This is a genomic window from Bradyrhizobium sp. DN3 (assembly GCF_041357655.1).
Taxonomy (GTDB): Bacteria; Pseudomonadota; Alphaproteobacteria; order Rhizobiales; family Xanthobacteraceae; genus Bradyrhizobium.
Genome location: NZ_JAULLN010000010.1, coordinates 1 through 17735 on the forward strand (window position 1 = coordinate 1; position 17735 = coordinate 17735).

Annotated in this window: 14 protein-coding genes; 8 read left to right on the forward strand and 6 right to left on the reverse strand. The window is 63.3% G+C overall.

Annotated elements, in window-relative coordinates; genetic code table 11:
- Positions 1-93: 93 nt before the first annotated feature.
- From AAE027_RS16420 to AAE027_RS16445, 6 genes are all read right to left on the reverse strand, one after another.
- Positions 94-867 (reverse strand): SDR family NAD(P)-dependent oxidoreductase, encoded by a 774-nt coding sequence (locus AAE027_RS16420; protein WP_128936664.1) that lies wholly within the window; start codon positions 865-867, stop codon positions 94-96.
- Positions 868-1027: 160 nt separating this feature from the next.
- Positions 1028-2170, reverse strand: coding sequence for a pimeloyl-CoA dehydrogenase small subunit (pimD, locus tag AAE027_RS16425; RefSeq protein ID WP_370987953.1), 1143 nt, complete (start codon positions 2168-2170; stop codon positions 1028-1030).
- Positions 2171-2385: 215 nt separating this feature from the next.
- A complete protein-coding gene (pimC, locus tag AAE027_RS16430) occupies positions 2386-3576 on the reverse strand; it encodes a pimeloyl-CoA dehydrogenase large subunit (RefSeq protein WP_370987952.1) in 1191 nt (396 codons plus the stop codon).
- A gap of 144 nt (positions 3577-3720) precedes the next feature.
- The gene (locus tag AAE027_RS16435; RefSeq protein ID WP_370987951.1) at positions 3721-4905 is read right to left on the reverse strand and encodes an acetyl-CoA C-acyltransferase; all 1185 of its coding nucleotides are present in this window, start codon (positions 4903-4905) and stop codon (positions 3721-3723) included.
- On the reverse strand, positions 4902-6584 hold the full coding sequence (gene pimA, locus AAE027_RS16440; protein ID WP_370987950.1) for a dicarboxylate--CoA ligase PimA: 1683 nt from the start codon (positions 6582-6584) through the stop codon (positions 4902-4904). Before pimA ends, AAE027_RS16435 begins: the two co-directional genes overlap by 4 nt.
- 187 nt (positions 6585-6771) lie before the next feature.
- On the reverse strand, positions 6772-8868 hold the full coding sequence (locus AAE027_RS16445) for a 3-hydroxyacyl-CoA dehydrogenase NAD-binding domain-containing protein (RefSeq protein WP_370987949.1): 2097 nt from the start codon (positions 8866-8868) through the stop codon (positions 6772-6774).
- 130 nt (positions 8869-8998) lie between these two features.
- Between AAE027_RS16445 and AAE027_RS16450 the strand changes: the two genes are divergently transcribed.
- From AAE027_RS16450 to AAE027_RS16485, 8 genes are all read left to right on the forward strand, one after another.
- Positions 8999-9865 carry an IclR family transcriptional regulator gene (locus AAE027_RS16450; protein WP_370987948.1) on the forward strand — a complete coding sequence of 289 codons (867 nt, stop codon included), beginning with the start codon at positions 8999-9001 and terminating at the stop codon, positions 9863-9865.
- A gap of 66 nt (positions 9866-9931) precedes the next feature.
- Entirely contained in the window at positions 9932-10729 is a 798-nt protein-coding gene (locus AAE027_RS16455) for an ABC transporter ATP-binding protein (protein ID WP_091890387.1), read from the forward strand.
- Positions 10726-11439: an ABC transporter ATP-binding protein gene (locus tag AAE027_RS16460; protein ID WP_370987947.1), complete on the forward strand. Its 714-nt coding sequence runs from the start codon at positions 10726-10728 to the stop codon at positions 11437-11439. Before AAE027_RS16455 ends, AAE027_RS16460 begins: the two co-directional genes overlap by 4 nt.
- 215 nt (positions 11440-11654) lie before the next feature.
- Positions 11655-12533, forward strand: a complete 879-nt coding sequence (locus AAE027_RS16465) for a branched-chain amino acid ABC transporter permease (RefSeq protein ID WP_091890393.1) — start codon at positions 11655-11657, stop codon at positions 12531-12533.
- Positions 12534-12535: 2 nt separating this feature from the next.
- A complete protein-coding gene (locus tag AAE027_RS16470; RefSeq protein WP_370987946.1) occupies positions 12536-13555 on the forward strand; it encodes a branched-chain amino acid ABC transporter permease in 1020 nt (339 codons plus the stop codon).
- A gap of 41 nt (positions 13556-13596) precedes the next feature.
- Positions 13597-14832, forward strand: a complete 1236-nt coding sequence (locus AAE027_RS16475; protein WP_370987945.1) for an ABC transporter substrate-binding protein — start codon at positions 13597-13599, stop codon at positions 14830-14832.
- A gap of 119 nt (positions 14833-14951) precedes the next feature.
- Positions 14952-16178, forward strand: coding sequence for an ABC transporter substrate-binding protein (locus tag AAE027_RS16480; RefSeq protein ID WP_370987944.1), 1227 nt, complete (start codon positions 14952-14954; stop codon positions 16176-16178).
- 256 nt (positions 16179-16434) lie between these two features.
- On the forward strand, positions 16435-17661 hold the full coding sequence (locus AAE027_RS16485) for an ABC transporter substrate-binding protein (RefSeq protein ID WP_370987943.1): 1227 nt from the start codon (positions 16435-16437) through the stop codon (positions 17659-17661).
- Positions 17662-17735: the final 74 nt, after the last annotated feature.

The window sequence follows — 17735 nt, forward strand, 5'->3', positions numbered from 1 at the left end:
CCCCACCCCGCTCGCGCGGTGCGCGAGCGACCCTCCCCCTCCAGGGGAGGGTAAGGGAAGCGCGCTCGCGGCACAATTGCAAGTAGTGGACGGCTACACCGCCGCCGTGGTCACGCCGCCGTCGATGACGATGGTCTGGCCGGTCATGAAGCTCGATGCGTCCGAGGCGAGATAGGCGACGGCGCCGGCGATCTCGTCGGGTTCGCCGATGCGGCGGAGCGGCGTGGTGGCGGTGCGGCGCTTCAGCATGGCTTCGTCTTCCCACAGCGCGCGAGCGAAATCGGTCTTGACGAGGCCGGGGGCGATGCAGTTGACGCGGACGCCTTTCGGGCCCCATTCGCCGGCGAGCGAGCGGCACAGCGCGAAGTCGGCGGCTTTCGAGATGCCGTAGGCGCCGATCACGGTGGAGCCGCGCAGGCCGCCGATCGAGGAGATGATGATGACGGAGCCGCCTCCGCGTTCGGCCATTTGCGGGATCGCGAGCGCGGAGAGCCAGATGTTGCTCTTGACGTTGCTGCCCATGATCTTGTCGAAGGCTTCATCCGTGATGTCGAGCAACGGGCCGTAATACGGGTTCACCGCGGCGTTGCAGACGAGGATGTCGATCTTGCCGTAATGCTTGGTCGCCCCCGCGATCAACGCCTCGACCTCGGTCTTGCGTGCGATGTTGCAGGGAATGACGATGGCATCGCCGCCGGCCGCAATGATGCCGTCGGCGACCTCCTTGCACGCGTCGGCCTTTCGCGAGGACACCACGACTTTTGCCCCGAGCTTTGCCAGGAGTTCAGCGGAGGAGCGGCCGATGCCGCGGCTGGAGCCGGTGACCACGGCGACCTTGCCGGTGAGATCGAACGGGGTGTTTTTCATTGTTGGGCTCCGCTATGGCCGCACACTCGGTGTCATCGCCCGACTTGATCGGGCGATCCAGTACTCTGCGGCTGAAGTTGCGTAAACGAATTGCCGCCGCGGAGTACTGGATGCCCCGGTCAAGCCGGGGCATGACAGTCTTCGTGTGGTCTAGATCAACTCAGATCAACCCGCCCGCGTCGGCGACGCGGCGTTGGTGGTAGTCGGTGTCGCCAAAGCTGTTCTCGATCATGGTGAGGCGCTTGAAGTAGTGGCCGATCTTCGCCTCCATGGTCATGCCGATGCCGCCATGGAGCTGGATCGACTGCTGGCCGACGAATTTCAGCGACTTGCCGATCTGCACCTTGGCGGCGGCGATCGCGTTGCTGCGCTCCCTAGCGTTCTCGAAGTCGTTCGCCATGGTCGCGAACATCGACATCGAGCGCGCCTGCTCAGCGGCGACAAACATGTCGGAGGCGCGGTGCTGCAGGGATTGGAACGAGCCGATCGCGACGCCGAACTGCTTTCGCGTCTTGATGTACTCGACCGTGGTCTTGAGCGACTCGTCCATCAGCCCGACCGCCTCGGCGCAAAGCGCGACGCGGGCCTCGTCGACGACGCGCTCGATCAGCGCGAGCGAATCCTCGGGATTGCCGAGCACGGCCTCGGGGCCGACCTCGACGCCGGTGAAGGTGATGTCGGCAGCATGCAGGCCGTCCTGGGTCGGATAGCCCTTCTTAGCTACGCCCTTTGCATTGGCGGGAACCAGGAACACGCCGATGCCGCCATGATCGCGGCGCTCGCCCTTGGTGCGTGCGGTGACGATGAGGGTGTCGGCATTCTCGCCGTTGAGCACGACGAATTTCTCGCCGTCGATCACATAGCCATCGCCCTTCTTCTTCGCGGTCGTGGTGACATCGAACAGATCGTAGCGCGAGTTCTTCTCGAGCTGGGCAAACGCGAGCGTCTTGCTGCCGTCGATAAGCGAAGGCACGTGCGCGGCCTTCTGCGCGTCGGTGCCGGCATGGCGCAGGAAGCCGCCGCCGATCACCACCGTTGCGAGATAGGGCTCGAGCACCAGCGCCTTACCGAGCGCCTCCATCACGATCATGGTCTCGACGCCGCCGCCGCCGAAGCCGCCATCGGCCTCGCTGAAGGGCAGGCCAAGCAGGCCCTGTTCGGCAAGCTTGAGCCAGACGGCTTTGCTCCAGCCGCCCTTCTCCTTCATGTACTTCTTGCGGCTCTCGAAATCGTAGGAATCGGTCAAGAGGCCGTCGATGCTTTCCTTGAGAAGCCGCTGCTCCTCGGACAGATCAAAATCCATTTCTGTTTCCTCAAGTAACGAGTGTGTGCGTTGCGTGGGGCCCTTCTTCACCTCTCCCCCGTTTGCGGGGAGAGGTCGGATCGCCTCGGCGATGCGAAGCATCGTCCGGTGCGATCCGGGTGAGGGGGTACCGCTCTCTCGACGATCTCAAGCTCGGAGAGAGGCCCCTCACCCCGACCCTCTCCCCGCAAGAGCGGGGCGAGGGAGAAGGGAGATCACAGCCCCAGCACCGCCTTCGCGATGATGTTGCGCTGGATCTCGTTGGAGCCGCCGTAGATCGAGACCTTGCGGTTGTTGAAGTAGCTCGGCGCGATCTGGGCGGTCCAGTCCATGGCTTCGTTCGAGCCGTCGTCGCCGTGCACGTCGTAGGGCGCGGCGAACGGGCCGATCACTTCCATGAGCAGCTCGGTGGTGGTCTGCTGGATCTCGGAACCCTTGATCTTCAGCACGGACGAAGCCGGATTTGGCTTGCCCTTGCCGTGCTTGCCTTCATCCGCGACGACCCGGAGCTGCGTCAGCTCGAGCGCCTTGAGCTCGATCTCGCAGGCGGCGAGCTTCTCGCGGAAGGCGGGATCCTGGATGATCGGCTTGCCAGCGGATTCCACCTTGGAGGCGAGATCCCTGATGCGGCGGATGCGCTCCTTGGAGACGCCGACGCGGGCGATGCCGGTGCGCTCATTGCCGAGCAGGAATTTTGCGTAATCCCAGCCCTTGTTCTCCTCGCCGATCAAATTCTCGACGGGCACCTCGACGTCGTCGAAGAAGACCTCGTTGACCTCATGGCCGCCGTCGATGGTCTGGATCGGGCGCACGGTGACGCCTTTCGACTTCATCGAGAACACGATGAAGGAGATGCCCATCTGCTTCTTGGCATTGTTGTCGGTGCGGCAGAGGCAGAAGATCATGTCGGCGTGCTGGGCGAGCGTGGTCCAGGTCTTCTGGCCGTTGATGATCCATTTGTCGCCCTTGCGCTCGGCCTTGGTCTTGAGCGAGGCGAGGTCGGAGCCGGAGCCGGGCTCGGAGAAGCCCTGGCACCACCAATCGTCGACATTGGCGATGCGCGGCAAATACTTCTTCTTCTGCTCCTCGTTGCCGAAGGTGTAGATGACCGGGCCGACCATGCTGACGCCGAAGGCGAGCGGCTGCGGCGCCGGATAGGACTGCAGCTCCTCGTTGAAGATGTAGTGCTGCACGGATGTCCAGCCGGTGCCGCCATATTGCTTGGGCCAGTGGCTGACGCCCCAACCCTTCTTGTTGAGGATGCGCCACCACGTCACCATCTCGTCCTTGCTGAGGTGACGGCCCTCGACCAGCTTGCGCCGCGTATCCGGCGGCACGTTGTCGCGGAAGAACTGCCGCACTTCCTCGCGAAACGCCTGCTCTTCTTTCGTGAATGCGAGATCCATCGGATCCTCCTACCCTTGTCGTCCCGGCGAAGGCCGGGACCCATAACCACCGGCCTTCGTTGTTTTGTGAAGGCCACTACCATCTGCGTTCCACACTCCTGCTGCGGAGTATGGGTCCCGGCCTCCGCCGGGACGACGTAACTACTACAACACCTCAAGAAGTCCGGCCGCGCCCATGCCGCCGCCGACGCACATGGTGACGACGGCGTACTTCGCCTTGCGGCGGCGGCCTTCGATCAGGGCGTGGCCGGTGAGGCGCGCGCCCGACATGCCGTAGGGATGGCCGACCGCGATCGCGCCGCCGTCGACGTTGATCTTGTCGGGGTCGATGCCGAGCTTGTCGCGGCAATACAGCACCTGCACCGCGAAGGCTTCGTTGAGCTCCCAGAGGCCGATGTCGTCGACGGTAAGGCCGTGACGCTTGAGCAGGCGCGGCACGGCGAAGACCGGGCCGATGCCCATCTCGTCCGGCTCGCAGCCGGCGGAGACGAAGCCGCGGAAGATGCCGAGCGGCTTGAGGCCGCGCTTGGCGGCTTCCTTGTCGCTCATGATGACGGAGGCGCTGGCGCCGTCGGAGAGCTGGCTGGCATTGCCGGCGGTGATGGTGAAACCTTCGCCGCGCACGGGCTTGAGGCCGGCAAGGCCTTCGGCCGTGGTTTCGGGACGCGGACCTTCGTCTTGCGACAGCGTGACCTCTTTCATCGACACCGCACCGGTGGCCTTGTCGGTCACCGCCATCTGCGTGGTGATCGGCGCGAGCTCGTCCTTGAACTTGCCGCCCTGCTGCGCGGCGACGGTGCGGCGCTGGCTCTCCAGCGAATACTCGTCCTGCTTCTCGCGCGAGATGCCGTAGCGCTTGGCGACGACCTCGGCGGTGTCGATCATGGGCATGTAGACCTCGCCCTTGATCTTGAGCAGCGCGGGATCCTGGGCGTGGAAGCCGTTCATCTTGTCGTTCTGCACGAGGCTGATCGATTCGCCGCCGCCGCCGACCGCGATCTCGACGCCATCGAAGATCACCGAGCGTGCGGCGAGCGCGATCGCCTGCAGGCCCGAGGCACATTGCCGGTCGATGGTGGTGCCAGCGACGGTGACGGGCAGGCCGGCGCGCAGCAGCGCCTTGCGCGCGATGTTGCCGCCGGTCGCGCCCTGCTGCAGCGCTGCGCCCATCACGACGTCCTCGATCTCCTTGGGGTCGACCTTGGCGCGGGCGACGGCCTCGCCGATGGCGTGGCCGAGCAGGGTCGCCCCCTCGGTGGCGTTGAGCGCGCCGCGATAGGCCTTGCCGATCGGGGTACGGGCGGTGGAAACGATGACGGCGTCGGTCAAGAGCGACCTCCTGATGCGGTTTTGGTGGATTGTGACGATTTCTGCTGCTGGCGCAATTCGTGGCGCGACAGCTTTCCGACCGGCGTGCGCGGCAGATCATCGACGAATGCGACCTCGGCCGGCAGTTCATGCTTGCCGAGCTTGCCGGAGAGCTGCGCGCGGAGCTCGTCGAGCGAGAACGGTTTTGCGTCGGGCCTCAGCTTGATGAAGGCTTTTGCGGCCTCGCCGCGATACTGGTCGGGAATGCCGAGCACGATCACCTCGTGCACGCCGGGGATGGTGTAGATCGCCTGCTCGATCATCTGCGGATAGACGTTGAAGCCGCCGGAGATGATCATGTCCTTCTTGCGATCGACCAGGAAGAAATAGCCGTCGGCATCCATGTAGCCGATGTCGCCGCTGAGGAAGCGGCCGTCGACGAAGGCATCAGTGGATCCCTCCGGCTTGTTCCAGTAGCCCTTGGTGACGTTCGGACCCTTGATGCGGATCTCGCCGACGTCGCCCGGCGGCAGCACGCGTCTCGGATCGTCCAGCGCGACGACGTCGAGCTCGATGCCGGGCAGCATCAGGCCGATCGAGCCAGGCTTGTCAGGGCCAACAGGCGGATGGCCGGTGCCGGGCGAGCAGGTCTCGGTCATGCCCCAGCCGCTGCGCAGCTTCTTGCCGACCTTGCGCTCGAAGAAGCTCGCGATCTCCACCGGCAGCGGCGCGCCGCCGGAGCCGATGCTGGCGAGCGAGGAGAAGTCGCGCTTGTCGAGATCGGGCTGCGCGGCGATCGCAATCCACATCGTCGGTACGCCCGGAAAATATGTCGCGCGCTTGACCTCGATGTCGCGCATCACGGCTTCGACGTCGAAGCGCTGATGCAGCGAGATCAGATTGCCGCGGCGGAGCGAGGACAAGAGCACGACGGTCAGCGCATAGATGTGAAACAGCGGCAATACGCAGATCACGCGCTCGACGACATCGCCGCGCGCGGCGCGCGCCGGCTTGCCCCAGACGTCGTAGATCGACACCGCGGAGGTGAGATTGCCGTGGGTGAGCATGGCGCCCTTGGGCAGACCGGTGGTGCCGCCGGTATATTGCAGCAGCGCGACGTCGTCGGCCGCGACGGATGGCCACTCTGCCGGCGCGGCCGCGCCCTCGACGAAGGCTTTGAACGTGACGATGCGGGGATCCCTGGGGATCGCGGCCTGCGGCGTGCCGACCTTGCCCCAATGATCGTCCTCGCAGACGACCAGGCGATCGATCAGCCCCTTCTCCAAAAATTTCAGCGCCGTCGGCAGCAGCGCCGCGAGATTGGAGGTGACCAGCAGGCGCGAGCCTGAGTCTGACACCTTGTGCGTCAGCGCGATCTCGCCGTCGAGCGGCGACAGATGCGCGACGCGGGCGCCGGCCTTCAGCGCGCCGAAGAAATTGACGGGATGATCCGGCGTGTTGCCGAGGAACAGCGCGACGGAACTGTTCTTGCCACAGCCGGCGCGCAGGAACGCCGCGGCGGCGCGTTCGGCCATCGCGGCGAGCTCGGTGTAGCTGATCGGACGGTCCCGGAATTCCAGCGCGGTGCGCGGACCGTAGTCAGCGGCGGCCTTTGCCAGCAAGTCCGGAAGCGTGCCCTGGACGATGGTATCATCCCACCGCACGCCCTCGGGATAAAACTGTTCGCCGGGATGGGTCATTCTCTGCACCACAATCAGTCGTCATTCCGGGGCGCGACAAAGTCGCGAGCTACGATGCGCAATTGCGCATCGGAGAATCCATCAGGCAGCACACTCAAAGGCGAAATGGATTCCGGGCCTGGCCCTTCGGGCCATCTCCGTTGCGCAATTGCGCAACGGAGAATGACGCCCGGAGAGGCAGCCGCCATCACGCCGCCTTCGACGCCGCCGCCAGTGACGCGAAGGTCTTGCCCTCCGCCGCGAGCTTCTTCAGCAGCGGCGCGGGCTCGAGGCTCGGGTCGTTGGTCTCCTTGGCATAGAAGGCCAGGCGATCGGCGATGTGCTTGAGGCCGACGCTGTCGGCCCAGAACATCGGGCCGCCGCGGTAGATCGGCCAGCCATAGCCGTAGAGCCAGACCACGTCGATGTCGGAGGGACGCGCCGCGATGCCCTCCTCGAGGATCTTCGCGCCCTCGTTGATCATCGGATACATCATGCGCTCGAGGATCTCCTCGTCGCTGACGGCGCGCTTCTTGCGGCCGAGACGGGCAAGCGTCTCGTCGATCAGCTTCTCGACCTCGGGATCCGGCAGCGGCGCGCGCGAGCCTGCCTCGTATTTGTAGTAGCCCTTGCCGGTCTTCTGGCCGAAGCGGCCGGCTTCGCACAACGCGTCCGCGATCTCCGACTTGATGCCGCGATCTTTCCGCGAGCGCCAGCCGATGTCGAGGCCGGCGAGGTCGCCCATCGCGAACGGCCCCATCGGCATGCCGAACTTGGTCACGACAGCATCGACCTGCTGCGGCAGCGCGCCTTCGAACAGCAGCTTCTCGGACTGCTTGCCGCGCTGGGCGAGCATGCGGTTACCCACAAAACCGTCGCAGACGCCGACCACGGCCGGCACTTTGGCGATCTTGCGCGCGATGGTGACGGCGGTCACCAGTGCGTCCGGCGCGGTCTTGTCGGCGCGCACGATCTCGCACAGCTTCATGACGTTGGCCGGCGAGAAGAAGTGCATGCCCAAAACGTCCTGCGGACGCTTGGTCGACTTCGCGATTTCGTCGATGTTGAGATACGAGGTGTTGGAGGCGAGCACCGCGCCCGGCTTGGCGTACTGGTCAAGCTTGCCGAACACTTCCTTCTTCACCGCCATGGTCTCGAACACGGCCTCGATGATGAGATCAGCATCGCCGACATTCTCGATGCCAACGACGCCGTTGATCAAAGCCATGCGCTTGGCGGGCGCATCGGCCGGGATGCCGCCGCGCGCCGCGGTGGCTTCCCAGTTCTTCTGCATGACGCCCATGCCACGCTTGAGCTGCTCCTCGCCGGTCTCGATCAGGGTGACGGGGATGCCGGCATTGGCAAACGACATAGCAATGCCGCCGCCCATGGTGCCGGCGCCGAGAATGGCAACACGGTTGACCGAGCGCGACTTGGTCCCGTCAGGGACACCCGCGATCTTGGCAGCTTCGCGCTCGGCGAAGAAGGCATAACGCTGCGCCTTGGACTGGTCGCTGGCGACGAGCTTGAGGAAGCCCTCGCGCTCCTTCTTCAGACCTTCGTCGAACGGTAGGTCAATGGCGTAGCCAACGGCGTCGGCCGCCGCGAACGGCGCTTCCAGGCCGCGCGACTTCTTGGTCATGGCCGCAACGGCATTGGTGAAGATCGAACGGTCGGCCTTGGCCGCCGCGAGCTTGGAATCGTCGTCGCACAGGCGCCGCAGCGGGCGCTTCTCGGCCAGCAGCTTGCGCACAAAGGCCTCGCCGCCCGAGGCCGGGCCTTCGATGATCTCCTCGATCAGGCCGTTCTTGAGCGCTTCCGCAGCACCGATGGGATCACCGCCGACGATCATCTTGACCGCGAGCTCGGGGCCGACCGCGCGCGGCAGGCGCTGGGTGCCGCCGGCGCCTGGCAGCAGGCCGAGCTTCACCTCGGGCAGGCCGAGCTTGGCTTCCTTAACAGCGACGCGGTAATGACAGGCGAGCGCGACCTCGAGGCCGCCGCCGAGCGCGGTGCCGTGGATCGCGGCGACCACTGGCTTCGGCGAATTCTCGATCTCGGACAGCACGTCATTGAGGGCGGGCGGCTTCGGCGGCTTGCCGAATTCGGTGATGTCGGCGCCCGCAATGAAGGTGCGGCCGGCGCAGGTCAGAACGATGCCCTTGATCGCGGGATCGGCGACCGCGGCCTTGATGCACTCCAAGATGCCGCCGCGGACCGCGGCACTCAGCGCATTGACCGGAGGGCTGTCGACCGTAACGATCCCGACTTCATCATGACGCTCAAGCTTGACCACTTCGCTCACGGTGTCCCTCCTTGGTGGGGATTTAATTTTGTTCGATTTCGCGGTGCGGAATTTAATTCCGCATCTTGACGGCAGGGTTATTTTGAAGCACGGACGTTGTCAACGACTCCGCGCAAGAAGCAGATTAGGGATGAAGCGTACAGGAAAGAAGACCGCGACTGATCGGAATTTCGTCGTCGCGCTTTCCCGCGGACTGGACGTATTGCGCGCATTCCAACCCAATGACGGCCTTCTCGGCAATCAGGAGATCGCGGCGCGGACAAATCTGCCCAAACCGACCGTGTCGCGGCTGACTTATACGCTGACGAAGCTCGGTTATCTGACGCCGGTTCCCCGTTTCGAGAAGTACCAGCTCGCACCCGCGGCGATGTCGCTCGGTTACGCCGCGCTCGCCAATCTCGGCGTTCGGCATTTGTCCGAGCCGTTCCGCGAGGACGTGATGCGCGCGACCGGCGGAGCGGTTGCCGTCGGCGGCCGCGACCGTCACAGCATGATCTATTTCGGGCAGAGCCGCGGCAGCGAGACGGTCGGGGTTCAACTTGACGTCGGCTCGCGCGTGCCGATTGCAACCAGTGCGATGGGTCGCGCCTATTTCTGGGCGCTCGACGCCGATGATCGCGCAGAGCTCTCGCGTCTCTTGCGCGAGCATTACGGCAGCCGCTGGCCAAAGATGCGCGATGGATTGGAACGCTCCGGCGAGACCGTGGCGAAATACGGCTTTGCGATTTCCGTCGGCGACTGGCACGACGACATCGGCGCCGCCGGCGTCGCGCTCAAGCTCAACGACGGAACCGGACCCTACGCATTCAATTGCGGCGCGCCCGCATTCCGTTTCACGGAAGAGCGTTTGATCAACGACATTGGACCGCGTCTGCTTGCGATGGTAAGGAACATCGAAGCGGCACTCGGGGGTCTGATGCCGCATTCAAAAAAAGACGTCAGCAAAAAGCTGAAATCAGGAGGAAAAGTTGCGCGTGTGGCCGAGGGATTCAGATAGCCTTTGTCATCATCGGGAGCGGTCCGCATCGCCCCTTCGCCCACTGCTCAGTGTGGGCGAGACGAGATGACGCAGGCACAGCTCGCGCGGGGGACATCGCCCCTGCTCGCGGTTCGCGACGTCAGCGTCGTGTTCGGCGGCATCATCGCGCTCAACGGCGTGTCCTTCGACATGCACAAGGGACAGATCCTCGGATTGATCGGCCCCAACGGCGCCGGCAAGACCACGCTCTTCAACTGCCTTTCGCGGCTCTACCAGCCGTCGTCCGGCGACATCCTGATGGAGGGCGTGAGCATCCTGTCGCGGCCGCCGCACCGGATCGCCGAGATCGGCATCGGCCGCACCTTCCAGAACGTGGCGCTATTTCCGAATCTCTCGGTGATGGACAATGTCCGTGTCGGCGCCCATTCGAAGACCTCCAGCGACATCGTCAGCGACTCTCTGAAATTGGCCTGGGTCCGGCGCAGCGAAACCAGCGTCAACAAGAAGGTGCACGAGATCCTCGCCTATCTAGACCTCGAGAATGTCGCCCACACTGTCGTCTCCGGCCTGCCCTTCGGCACACAGAAGCGCGTCGAGCTGGCCCGTGCGCTGGCGGCCGACCCGAAGATCCTGCTGCTCGACGAGCCGGCCGGCGGCCTCAACCACGAAGAGGTCTATGTGCTCGGCGACCTCATTCGCCGCATCCGCGACGATCGCCACATGACCGTGCTGCTGGTCGAGCACCACATGGGCCTCGTGATGTCGATCGCCGACCACGTCGTCGCGCTCAATTTCGGCAAGAAGCTCGCGGAAGGCACGCCTGCCCAGGTGCAGGCGGACCCGGACGTCATCAAGGCCTATCTCGGGAGCAAGGACCAATGACGACGCTGCTCAACGTCAAGGACCTGCGCGCCTATTACGGCCAGGTCCAGGCGCTCCATGGCCTGTCCTTCTCGCTCAACGAGGGCTCGCTGACGACGCTGCTGGGTGCCAACGGCGCCGGTAAGACCACGACGCTGCGCGCGATCTGCAACATGGTGCGCTCGACCGGCGGCATCGAGTTCGACGGCAAGCCGCTGAACAACCGCTCGACCGAGAACATCGTGCGGTTCGGCATCGCCCATGTGCCGCAGGGTCGCGGCACCTTCACCACCATGACGGTGGAGGAGAACCTCCAGCTCGGGGCCATTACCCGCAAGGACAGCGCCGGCATCGTCTCCGACATCGAGCGCATGTATGCGCATTTCCCTGTGCTGAAGCAGCGGCACACCCAGCAGGCCGGCACGCTGTCCGGCGGCGAGCAGCAGATGCTCGCGGTAGCCCGCGCGCTGATGCTGAGGCCACGGCTGATGCTGCTCGATGAGCCCTCCTTCGGCCTCGCGCCGCTGGTGGTCCGCGACCTCTTCGGCATCCTCGGCAAGATCAACCGCGAGGACAAGGTCACGATCCTGGTGGTCGAGCAGAACGCCCAGCTCGCGCTCGAACTCGCCGACCATGCCTATGTGATCGAGACCGGCCGCATTGTGATGTCGGGCAAAGCCAAGGACATCGCGAACAACGAAGAAATCCGCAAATCCTATCTGGGTTACTGAGGGAGCGGATGATGGCAATGAATTATCCGCGCTCTCCGCATACCTCTCCCCGCAGGGGAGAGGTCGATTTGCGCAGCAAATCGGGTGAGGGGCCGCAGCTTCACCGTGAGACCAAGACCCCTCACCCGCGCCTTCGGCGCGACCTCTCCCTAAGGGAGAGGTGGACCTTTGAAGCATCTCAACCCACATCGGGCAAGTTTTAGGGAGCCGGGACAATGGAGCTGTTCACCAACCAGGTCCTGGCCGGGATTGCCACCGGCGCGATCTATGCCTGCATGGCGCTCGCCGTGGTCATGATCTACCAGGCGATCGACCATCTCAACTTCGCGCAAGGCGAGATGGCGATGTTCTCGACCTTCATCTCCTGGCAGTTGATGCAATGGGGCGTGCCCTATTGGGTCGCTTTCGTCCTTACGTTGGCTTTCGCGTTCGCAGGCGGCATCGCCATCGAGCGCATCCTGTTCAAGCCGCTCGCCAAGGCGCCGATCCTGACCAATGTCGCCGGCTTCATCGCGCTGTTCGCCATCATCAACTCCTCGGCCGGCCTGATCTGGGATTTTACCATCAAGCAATATCCGACCCCGTTCGGCTCCTCGCCGTTCCTGGGTAGTCAGCTGATCTCGACCCACCAGGCCGGCATGATCGGTGTCACCCTGCTGCTCCTGGTCGCGCTCTACTTCTTCTTTCAGTACACCCGGATCGGGCTCGCAATGCGGGCGGCCGCCTCGTTACCTGAATCGGCGCGGCTCGTCGGCATCAACACGAGCTGGATGATCGCGCTCGGCTGGGGCATGGCTTCTGCCATCGGCGCGATTGCCGGCATGCTGATCGCGCCGGTCGTGTTCCTGGAGCCCAACATGATGGTCGGCGTCCTGCTTTATGGCTTTGCTGCGGCGGTGCTGGGCGGTCTGTCGAGCCCGTTCGGCGCTGTGGTCGGCGGCTTCCTGATGGGCATCTTCGAAAACCTCGTCGGCACCTACATTCCCGGCGTCGGCAATGAACTGAAACTTCCGATCGCGCTTGCGCTGATCATTTCCGTCCTGGTCGTCAAACCCGCTGGCCTGTTCGGCCGGCACATCGTCAAGCGAGTTTGATCATGAGCGCAGCAGAAGAAGTCGTCGCGGAAGGCCACGAGACGGTCGAAGCCGTTCCGAAGCGGGCCATGACGCTGAGCACGACCACCTCGCTGGTCGTGCTGGCTGCACTGCTAATCGCGCCCGTCTTCGTCAAGAACTTCATCATCTTCCAGATGACGATGCTGCTGATCTACGGGCTTGCGGTGCTGGCGCTGAACATCCTGACCGGCGGCTCCGGCCAGTTCTCGCTCGGCCAGAGCGCCTTCTATGCCGTCGGCGCCTATACGACCGCGGTGTTGATGGAGTACTTCAACGTCAACTACGCGCTGACGCTGCCGATCGCCGGAGTCGTCTGCTTCGGCTTCGGCTTCCTGTTCGGGCAGCCGGCGCTGCGGCTTTCCGGCGTTTACCTCGCGCTCGCGACCTTCGCGCTCGCCACAGCTATGCCGCAACTGCTCAAGCTTAACTTCCTCGAGCACTGGACCGGCGGCGTGCAGGGCCTGGTCGTCACCAAGCCGGACGCGCCGTTCGGGCTGCCGATGTCGCAGGACATGTGGCTCTATTACTTCACGCTTGCGGTCACGCTCGCGATCTACGTCTTCTCGGTGAACCTGCTGCGCTCCCGCTCGGGACGCGCCTTCATGGCGATCCGCGACAACGAGATCGCGGCGTCCTCAATGGGCGTCAACGTCGCGCTCTACAAGACGCTGGCGTTTGGCGTGTCCGCCGGCATCACCGGCATCGCCGGCGCTTTGGGTGCGATCGCGGTGCAGTTTGTGGCGCCGGACAGCTTCACGATCAACCTCGCGATCTCGCTGTTCCTCGGCATGGTCGTCGGCGGCGTGGGCTGGCTGCCCGGCTCGTTCGTCGGCGCGGCCTTCATCATCTTCGTGCCGAACATCGCGGAGGGCATCTCCAAGGGCCTCTCCGGCGCTGTGTTCGGCGTGCTCCTGTTGCTCGTCATCTACCTCGTGCCGCATGGCGCAAGGCAGCTCGCGATCCTGGGCCAGCAACTTTCCGGCAAGCTCAGAAAGACCTGAATACCTCTCATCACGACAGTCGTTTAACGAAGGAGACCGAATTGCTTTCTGGAAGAACACTGCGAGCCGCCGCGCTGGTCACGGCAACGGCGGCCATTGCCCTCACCTCCGGCGCTGCACTCGCCCAAAAGAAATACGACACCGGCGCGTCCGATACCGAGATCAAGATCGGCAACATCATGCCGTACAGCGGTCCGGCGTCGGCCTATGGCATCATCGGCAAGACCGAAGAAGCCTATTTCAAGATGATCAACGACAAGGGCGGCATCAACGGCCGCAAGATCAACTTCGTCACCTATGACGACGCCTATTCGCCGCCGAAGGCGGTCGAGCAGGTCCGCAAGCTCGTCGAGAGCGACGAGGTGCTGGCCGTGTTCAACCCGCTCGGTACGCCGTCGAACAGCGCGATCCAGAAATACCTGAACGCCAAGAAGATCCCGCAGCTCTTCGTCGCCACCGGCGCCACCAAGTGGAACGACCCGAAGAACTTCCCCTGGACCATGGGCTGGCAGCCCTCCTACCAGAGCGAAGCGCAGATCTACGCGAAATGGCTGATGAAGGAGAAGCCGGACGCCAAGGTCGCGATCCTCTACCAGAACGACGATTTCGGCAAAGACTACCTCAAAGGCACCAAGGACGGCCTCGGCGCCAAGGCCTCGTCCATGATCATCATGGAAGAGAGCTATGAGGTGTCCGAGCCGTCGATCGACGGCCATATCGTCAAGATCAAGGCCGCCAATCCCGACGTGCTGCTGATCTATGCGACGCCGAAGTTCGCGGCCCAGACCATCAAGAAGACCGCCGAGCTCAGCTGGAAACCGCTCCAGATCCTCACCAACGTGTCGATCTCGGTCGGCAGCGTGATGAAGCCGGCCGGCTTCGAGAACGCTCAGGGTGTGCTGTCGGCAGCCTATGCCAAGGACTCGACGGATCCGCAGTGGAACAACGACCCCGGCATGAAGAAGTGGAACGAGTTCGTCGACAAGTACATGCCGGGTGCCGACAAGACCGACACCGCCATGGTCTACGGCTATGGCGCAGCGTCGACCCTGGCCAAGGTCCTGGAACTGTGCGGTGACAATCTGACCCGCGCCAACCTCATGAAGCAGGCGGCGTCGTTGAGGGACTTTGCTCCGGACACGTTGCTGCCCGGCGTCAAGATCAACACCAGCGCCACCGACTTTGCCCCGATTGCGCAGCTCCAGATGCAGCGCTTCAAGGGCGAGAAGTGGGAACTCTTCGGCGAGATCATCAGCGGCGACGTCGCCTCCGAATGACACGCTGACGCAATAATTCAAGTCGATAAGCCCCCGCGGGCGACCGCGGGGGCTTTTTGTTGACGCCGAGCGCCAATCTTGTTCAATGCGGCGCCGATCCAGCTCGGGGTAGGAGAACAATGACTGCCGTTCGTTTTCAGGTTGCGGCCTTCTTTGCCGCACTCGCGTTGTGCACTGCAATGAGCAGCGAGGCGCTGGCGCAAAAGAAATACGACACCGGCGCGTCCGATACCGAGATCAAGATCGGCAACATCATGCCCTATAGCGGCCCCGCCTCCGCCTATGCCGCGATCGGCAAGACCGAGGAGGCCTATTTCAACAAGATCAATGCCGAGGGCGGCATCAACGGCCGCAAGATCAAGTTCATCTCCTATGACGACGCCTATTCGCCGCCGAAGACGGTGGAGCAGGCACGCAAGCTGGTCGAGAACGACGGGGTGCTGCTGATCTTCGGCTCGCTCGGCACCTCCACCAACAGCGCAATCCGCAAGTACATGAACGAGATGAAGGTGCCGCAATTGTTCGTGGCGAGCGGCGCCTCCAAGTGGAACGATCCCAAGCAATATCCCTGGACCATGGGCTGGCAGCCGAGCTACGTCAGCGAGGCGCGGATCTACGCCAAATACATCATGAAGGAGAAGCCGGACGGAAAGATCGGCGTGCTCTATCAGAACGACGATTTCGGCAAGGACTATCTGAAGGGATTGAGGGACGGCTTGGGGTCCAAGGCCTCGATGATCGTGCTGGAAGAACCCTACGACACCTCCGAGCCGGCGATCGACGAGCACGTCGTAAAGCTGAAGGCGGCTGGCGCCGACATCTTCATCAGCATCACCAGCCCGAAATTTGCCGCGCAGGGCATCAAGAAGGCGGCGGAGATCAATTGGCATCCGATGCACATCATCTCCAACGTCTCGGCCTCGGTCGGCGGCGTGATCGAGCCGGCGGGCTTGGAGATCTCGCAAGGCATCCTGTCGGCGAGCTATACCAAGGACGGCTCCGACCCGCAGTGGAACGCCGATGACGGCATGAAGAAGTTCTATAACTTCCTCGCCCAATACGCGCCCAAAGCGAACAAGCTCGATGCCGGCGTGGTGTTCGGCTATGCCGCCGCGCAGACCATGGTGAAGGTGCTGCAAATGTGCGGCGACGACCTCACCCGCGAGAACGTCATGAAGCAGGCCGCAAGCCTGAAGGATTTCGAACCGGATACGCTGCTGCCCGGGATCAAGATCAACACCGCGCCGGACAATTTCGCCCCGATCGAGCAGCTCCAGATGATGCGCTTCAAGGGCAAGAAGTGGGAGCTGTTCGGCGACATCATCTCCAGCGAGATCGGACACTGAGCGTCGCAAGCGCGCAATTCAAAATAGCCTACATTTAACAAGACAACTTCCGCGCAGCTGGTTAACGGCGCAGCCCATCTCAAGCGCCGGAATATTCCACATCCTCTCAAAAAAGATCGCCTCGCGGCGGCAGCCCCGGCGGGGCGTTCTCCTTGCTGGCCGCCCGGGAAGGGTATTGAATGCTTACCAGAGCGACGCGCAACGATCGCTTCCGATCAAGAACACGGCACATTCAAACCTACCTAGGGAGATCAAGATGCCTGCAATGCATGTGCGATTGGGGGCCTTCTCGGCTGCCCTCGTGCTGGCTGCCACCCTGTCCACGACAGCCCTGGCGCAGAAGAAATACGACACCGGCGCATCCGACACCGAAATCAAGATCGGCAACATCATGCCCTATAGCGGACCAGCCTCGGCTTACGGCGTGATCGGCAAGACCGAGGAGGCCTATTTCCGCAAGATCAACGCCGAGGGCGGCATCAACGGCCGCAAGATCAATTTCGTCACCTATGACGACGCCTACTCGCCGCCGAAGACGGTGGAGCAGGCACGCAAGCTCGTCGAGAGCGACGAGGTGCTGCTGATCTTCAACTCGCTCGGCACACCGCCGAACACCGCGATCCAGAAATACATGAACCAGAAGAAGGTGCCGCAGCTGTTCGTCGCAACCGGCGCCACCAAATGGAACGATCCGAAGGACTTCCCCTGGACCATGGGCTGGCAGCCCAACTACCAGAGCGAGTCGATCATCTACGCCAAGTACATCCTGAAGAACCATCCGAACGCCAAGATCGCCGTGCTCTACCAGAACGACGATTACGGCAAGGACTATCTGAAGGGCTTCAAGGACGGGCTCGGCGCCAAGGCCTCGATGATCGTGATGGAGGAAAGCTACGAGGTATCGGAGCCGACCATCGACTCCCACATCGTCAAGATGAAGGCGACCGGCGCCGACGTGTTCTTCAACATCACGACGCCGAAATTCGCGGCACAGGCGATCAAGAAGAATGCCGAGATCGGCTGGAAGCCGCTACACTTCCTCAACAACGTATCGGGTTCGATCGGCAGCGTGATCAAGCCGGCCGGCTTCGAGAACGCCCAGGACATCATCTCCTCGCAATATTTCAAGGACCCGACCGACGCGCAATGGAAGAGCGATCCGGCGATGATCACCTGGAACGAATTCCTGGATAAGTACTATCCGGAAGCCAACCGCGCCGACGCCTCCGTGATGTACGGCTACATCGTCGCGCAAGGCCTGGTGCACGTGTTGAAATCCTGCGGCGACAATCTGACCCGCGAAAACATCATGAAGCAGGCCGCCAATATCAAGGACTACGAGCCGGCCGGCCTGTTGCCGGGCATCAAGGTCAACACCTCGGCCACCGATTTCGCGCCCCTCTCGCAGCTGCAACTGATCCGCTTCAAGGGCGAGCATTGGGAGCGATTTGGTGACATCTTGAGCGGCGACGTCGGCGGCTGACCTTAACCAATCGCTAAAGACGTAATCCCAATCGACTAAAGACGAAGCCCCTGCGGCCTTGCCGCAGGGGCTTT

Bases quoted from the DNA above. Each gene is read 5' to 3' on its own strand.
- AAE027_RS16480 (WP_370987944.1), top strand. From the start codon at position 14,952: ATGACTGCCGTTCGTTTTCAGGTTGCGGCCTTCTTTGCCGCACTCGCG.
- AAE027_RS16465 (WP_091890393.1), top strand. From the start codon at position 11,655: ATGGAGCTGTTCACCAACCAGGTCCTGGCCGGGATTGCCACCGGCGCG.
- AAE027_RS16420 (WP_128936664.1), bottom strand. From the start codon at position 867: ATGAAAAACACCCCGTTCGATCTCACCGGCAAGGTCGCCGTGGTCACC.
- pimC (WP_370987952.1), bottom strand. From the start codon at position 3,576: ATGGATCTCGCATTCACGAAAGAAGAGCAGGCGTTTCGCGAGGAAGTG.
- AAE027_RS16455 (WP_091890387.1), top strand. From the start codon at position 9,932: ATGACGCAGGCACAGCTCGCGCGGGGGACATCGCCCCTGCTCGCGGTT.
- AAE027_RS16485 (WP_370987943.1), top strand. From the start codon at position 16,435: ATGCCTGCAATGCATGTGCGATTGGGGGCCTTCTCGGCTGCCCTCGTG.
- pimA (WP_370987950.1), bottom strand. From the start codon at position 6,584: ATGACCCATCCCGGCGAACAGTTTTATCCCGAGGGCGTGCGGTGGGAT.
- AAE027_RS16470 (WP_370987946.1), top strand. From the start codon at position 12,536: ATGAGCGCAGCAGAAGAAGTCGTCGCGGAAGGCCACGAGACGGTCGAA.
- AAE027_RS16450 (WP_370987948.1), top strand. From the start codon at position 8,999: ATGAAGCGTACAGGAAAGAAGACCGCGACTGATCGGAATTTCGTCGTC.
- AAE027_RS16460 (WP_370987947.1), top strand. From the start codon at position 10,726: ATGACGACGCTGCTCAACGTCAAGGACCTGCGCGCCTATTACGGCCAG.
- pimD (WP_370987953.1), bottom strand. From the start codon at position 2,170: ATGGATTTTGATCTGTCCGAGGAGCAGCGGCTTCTCAAGGAAAGCATC.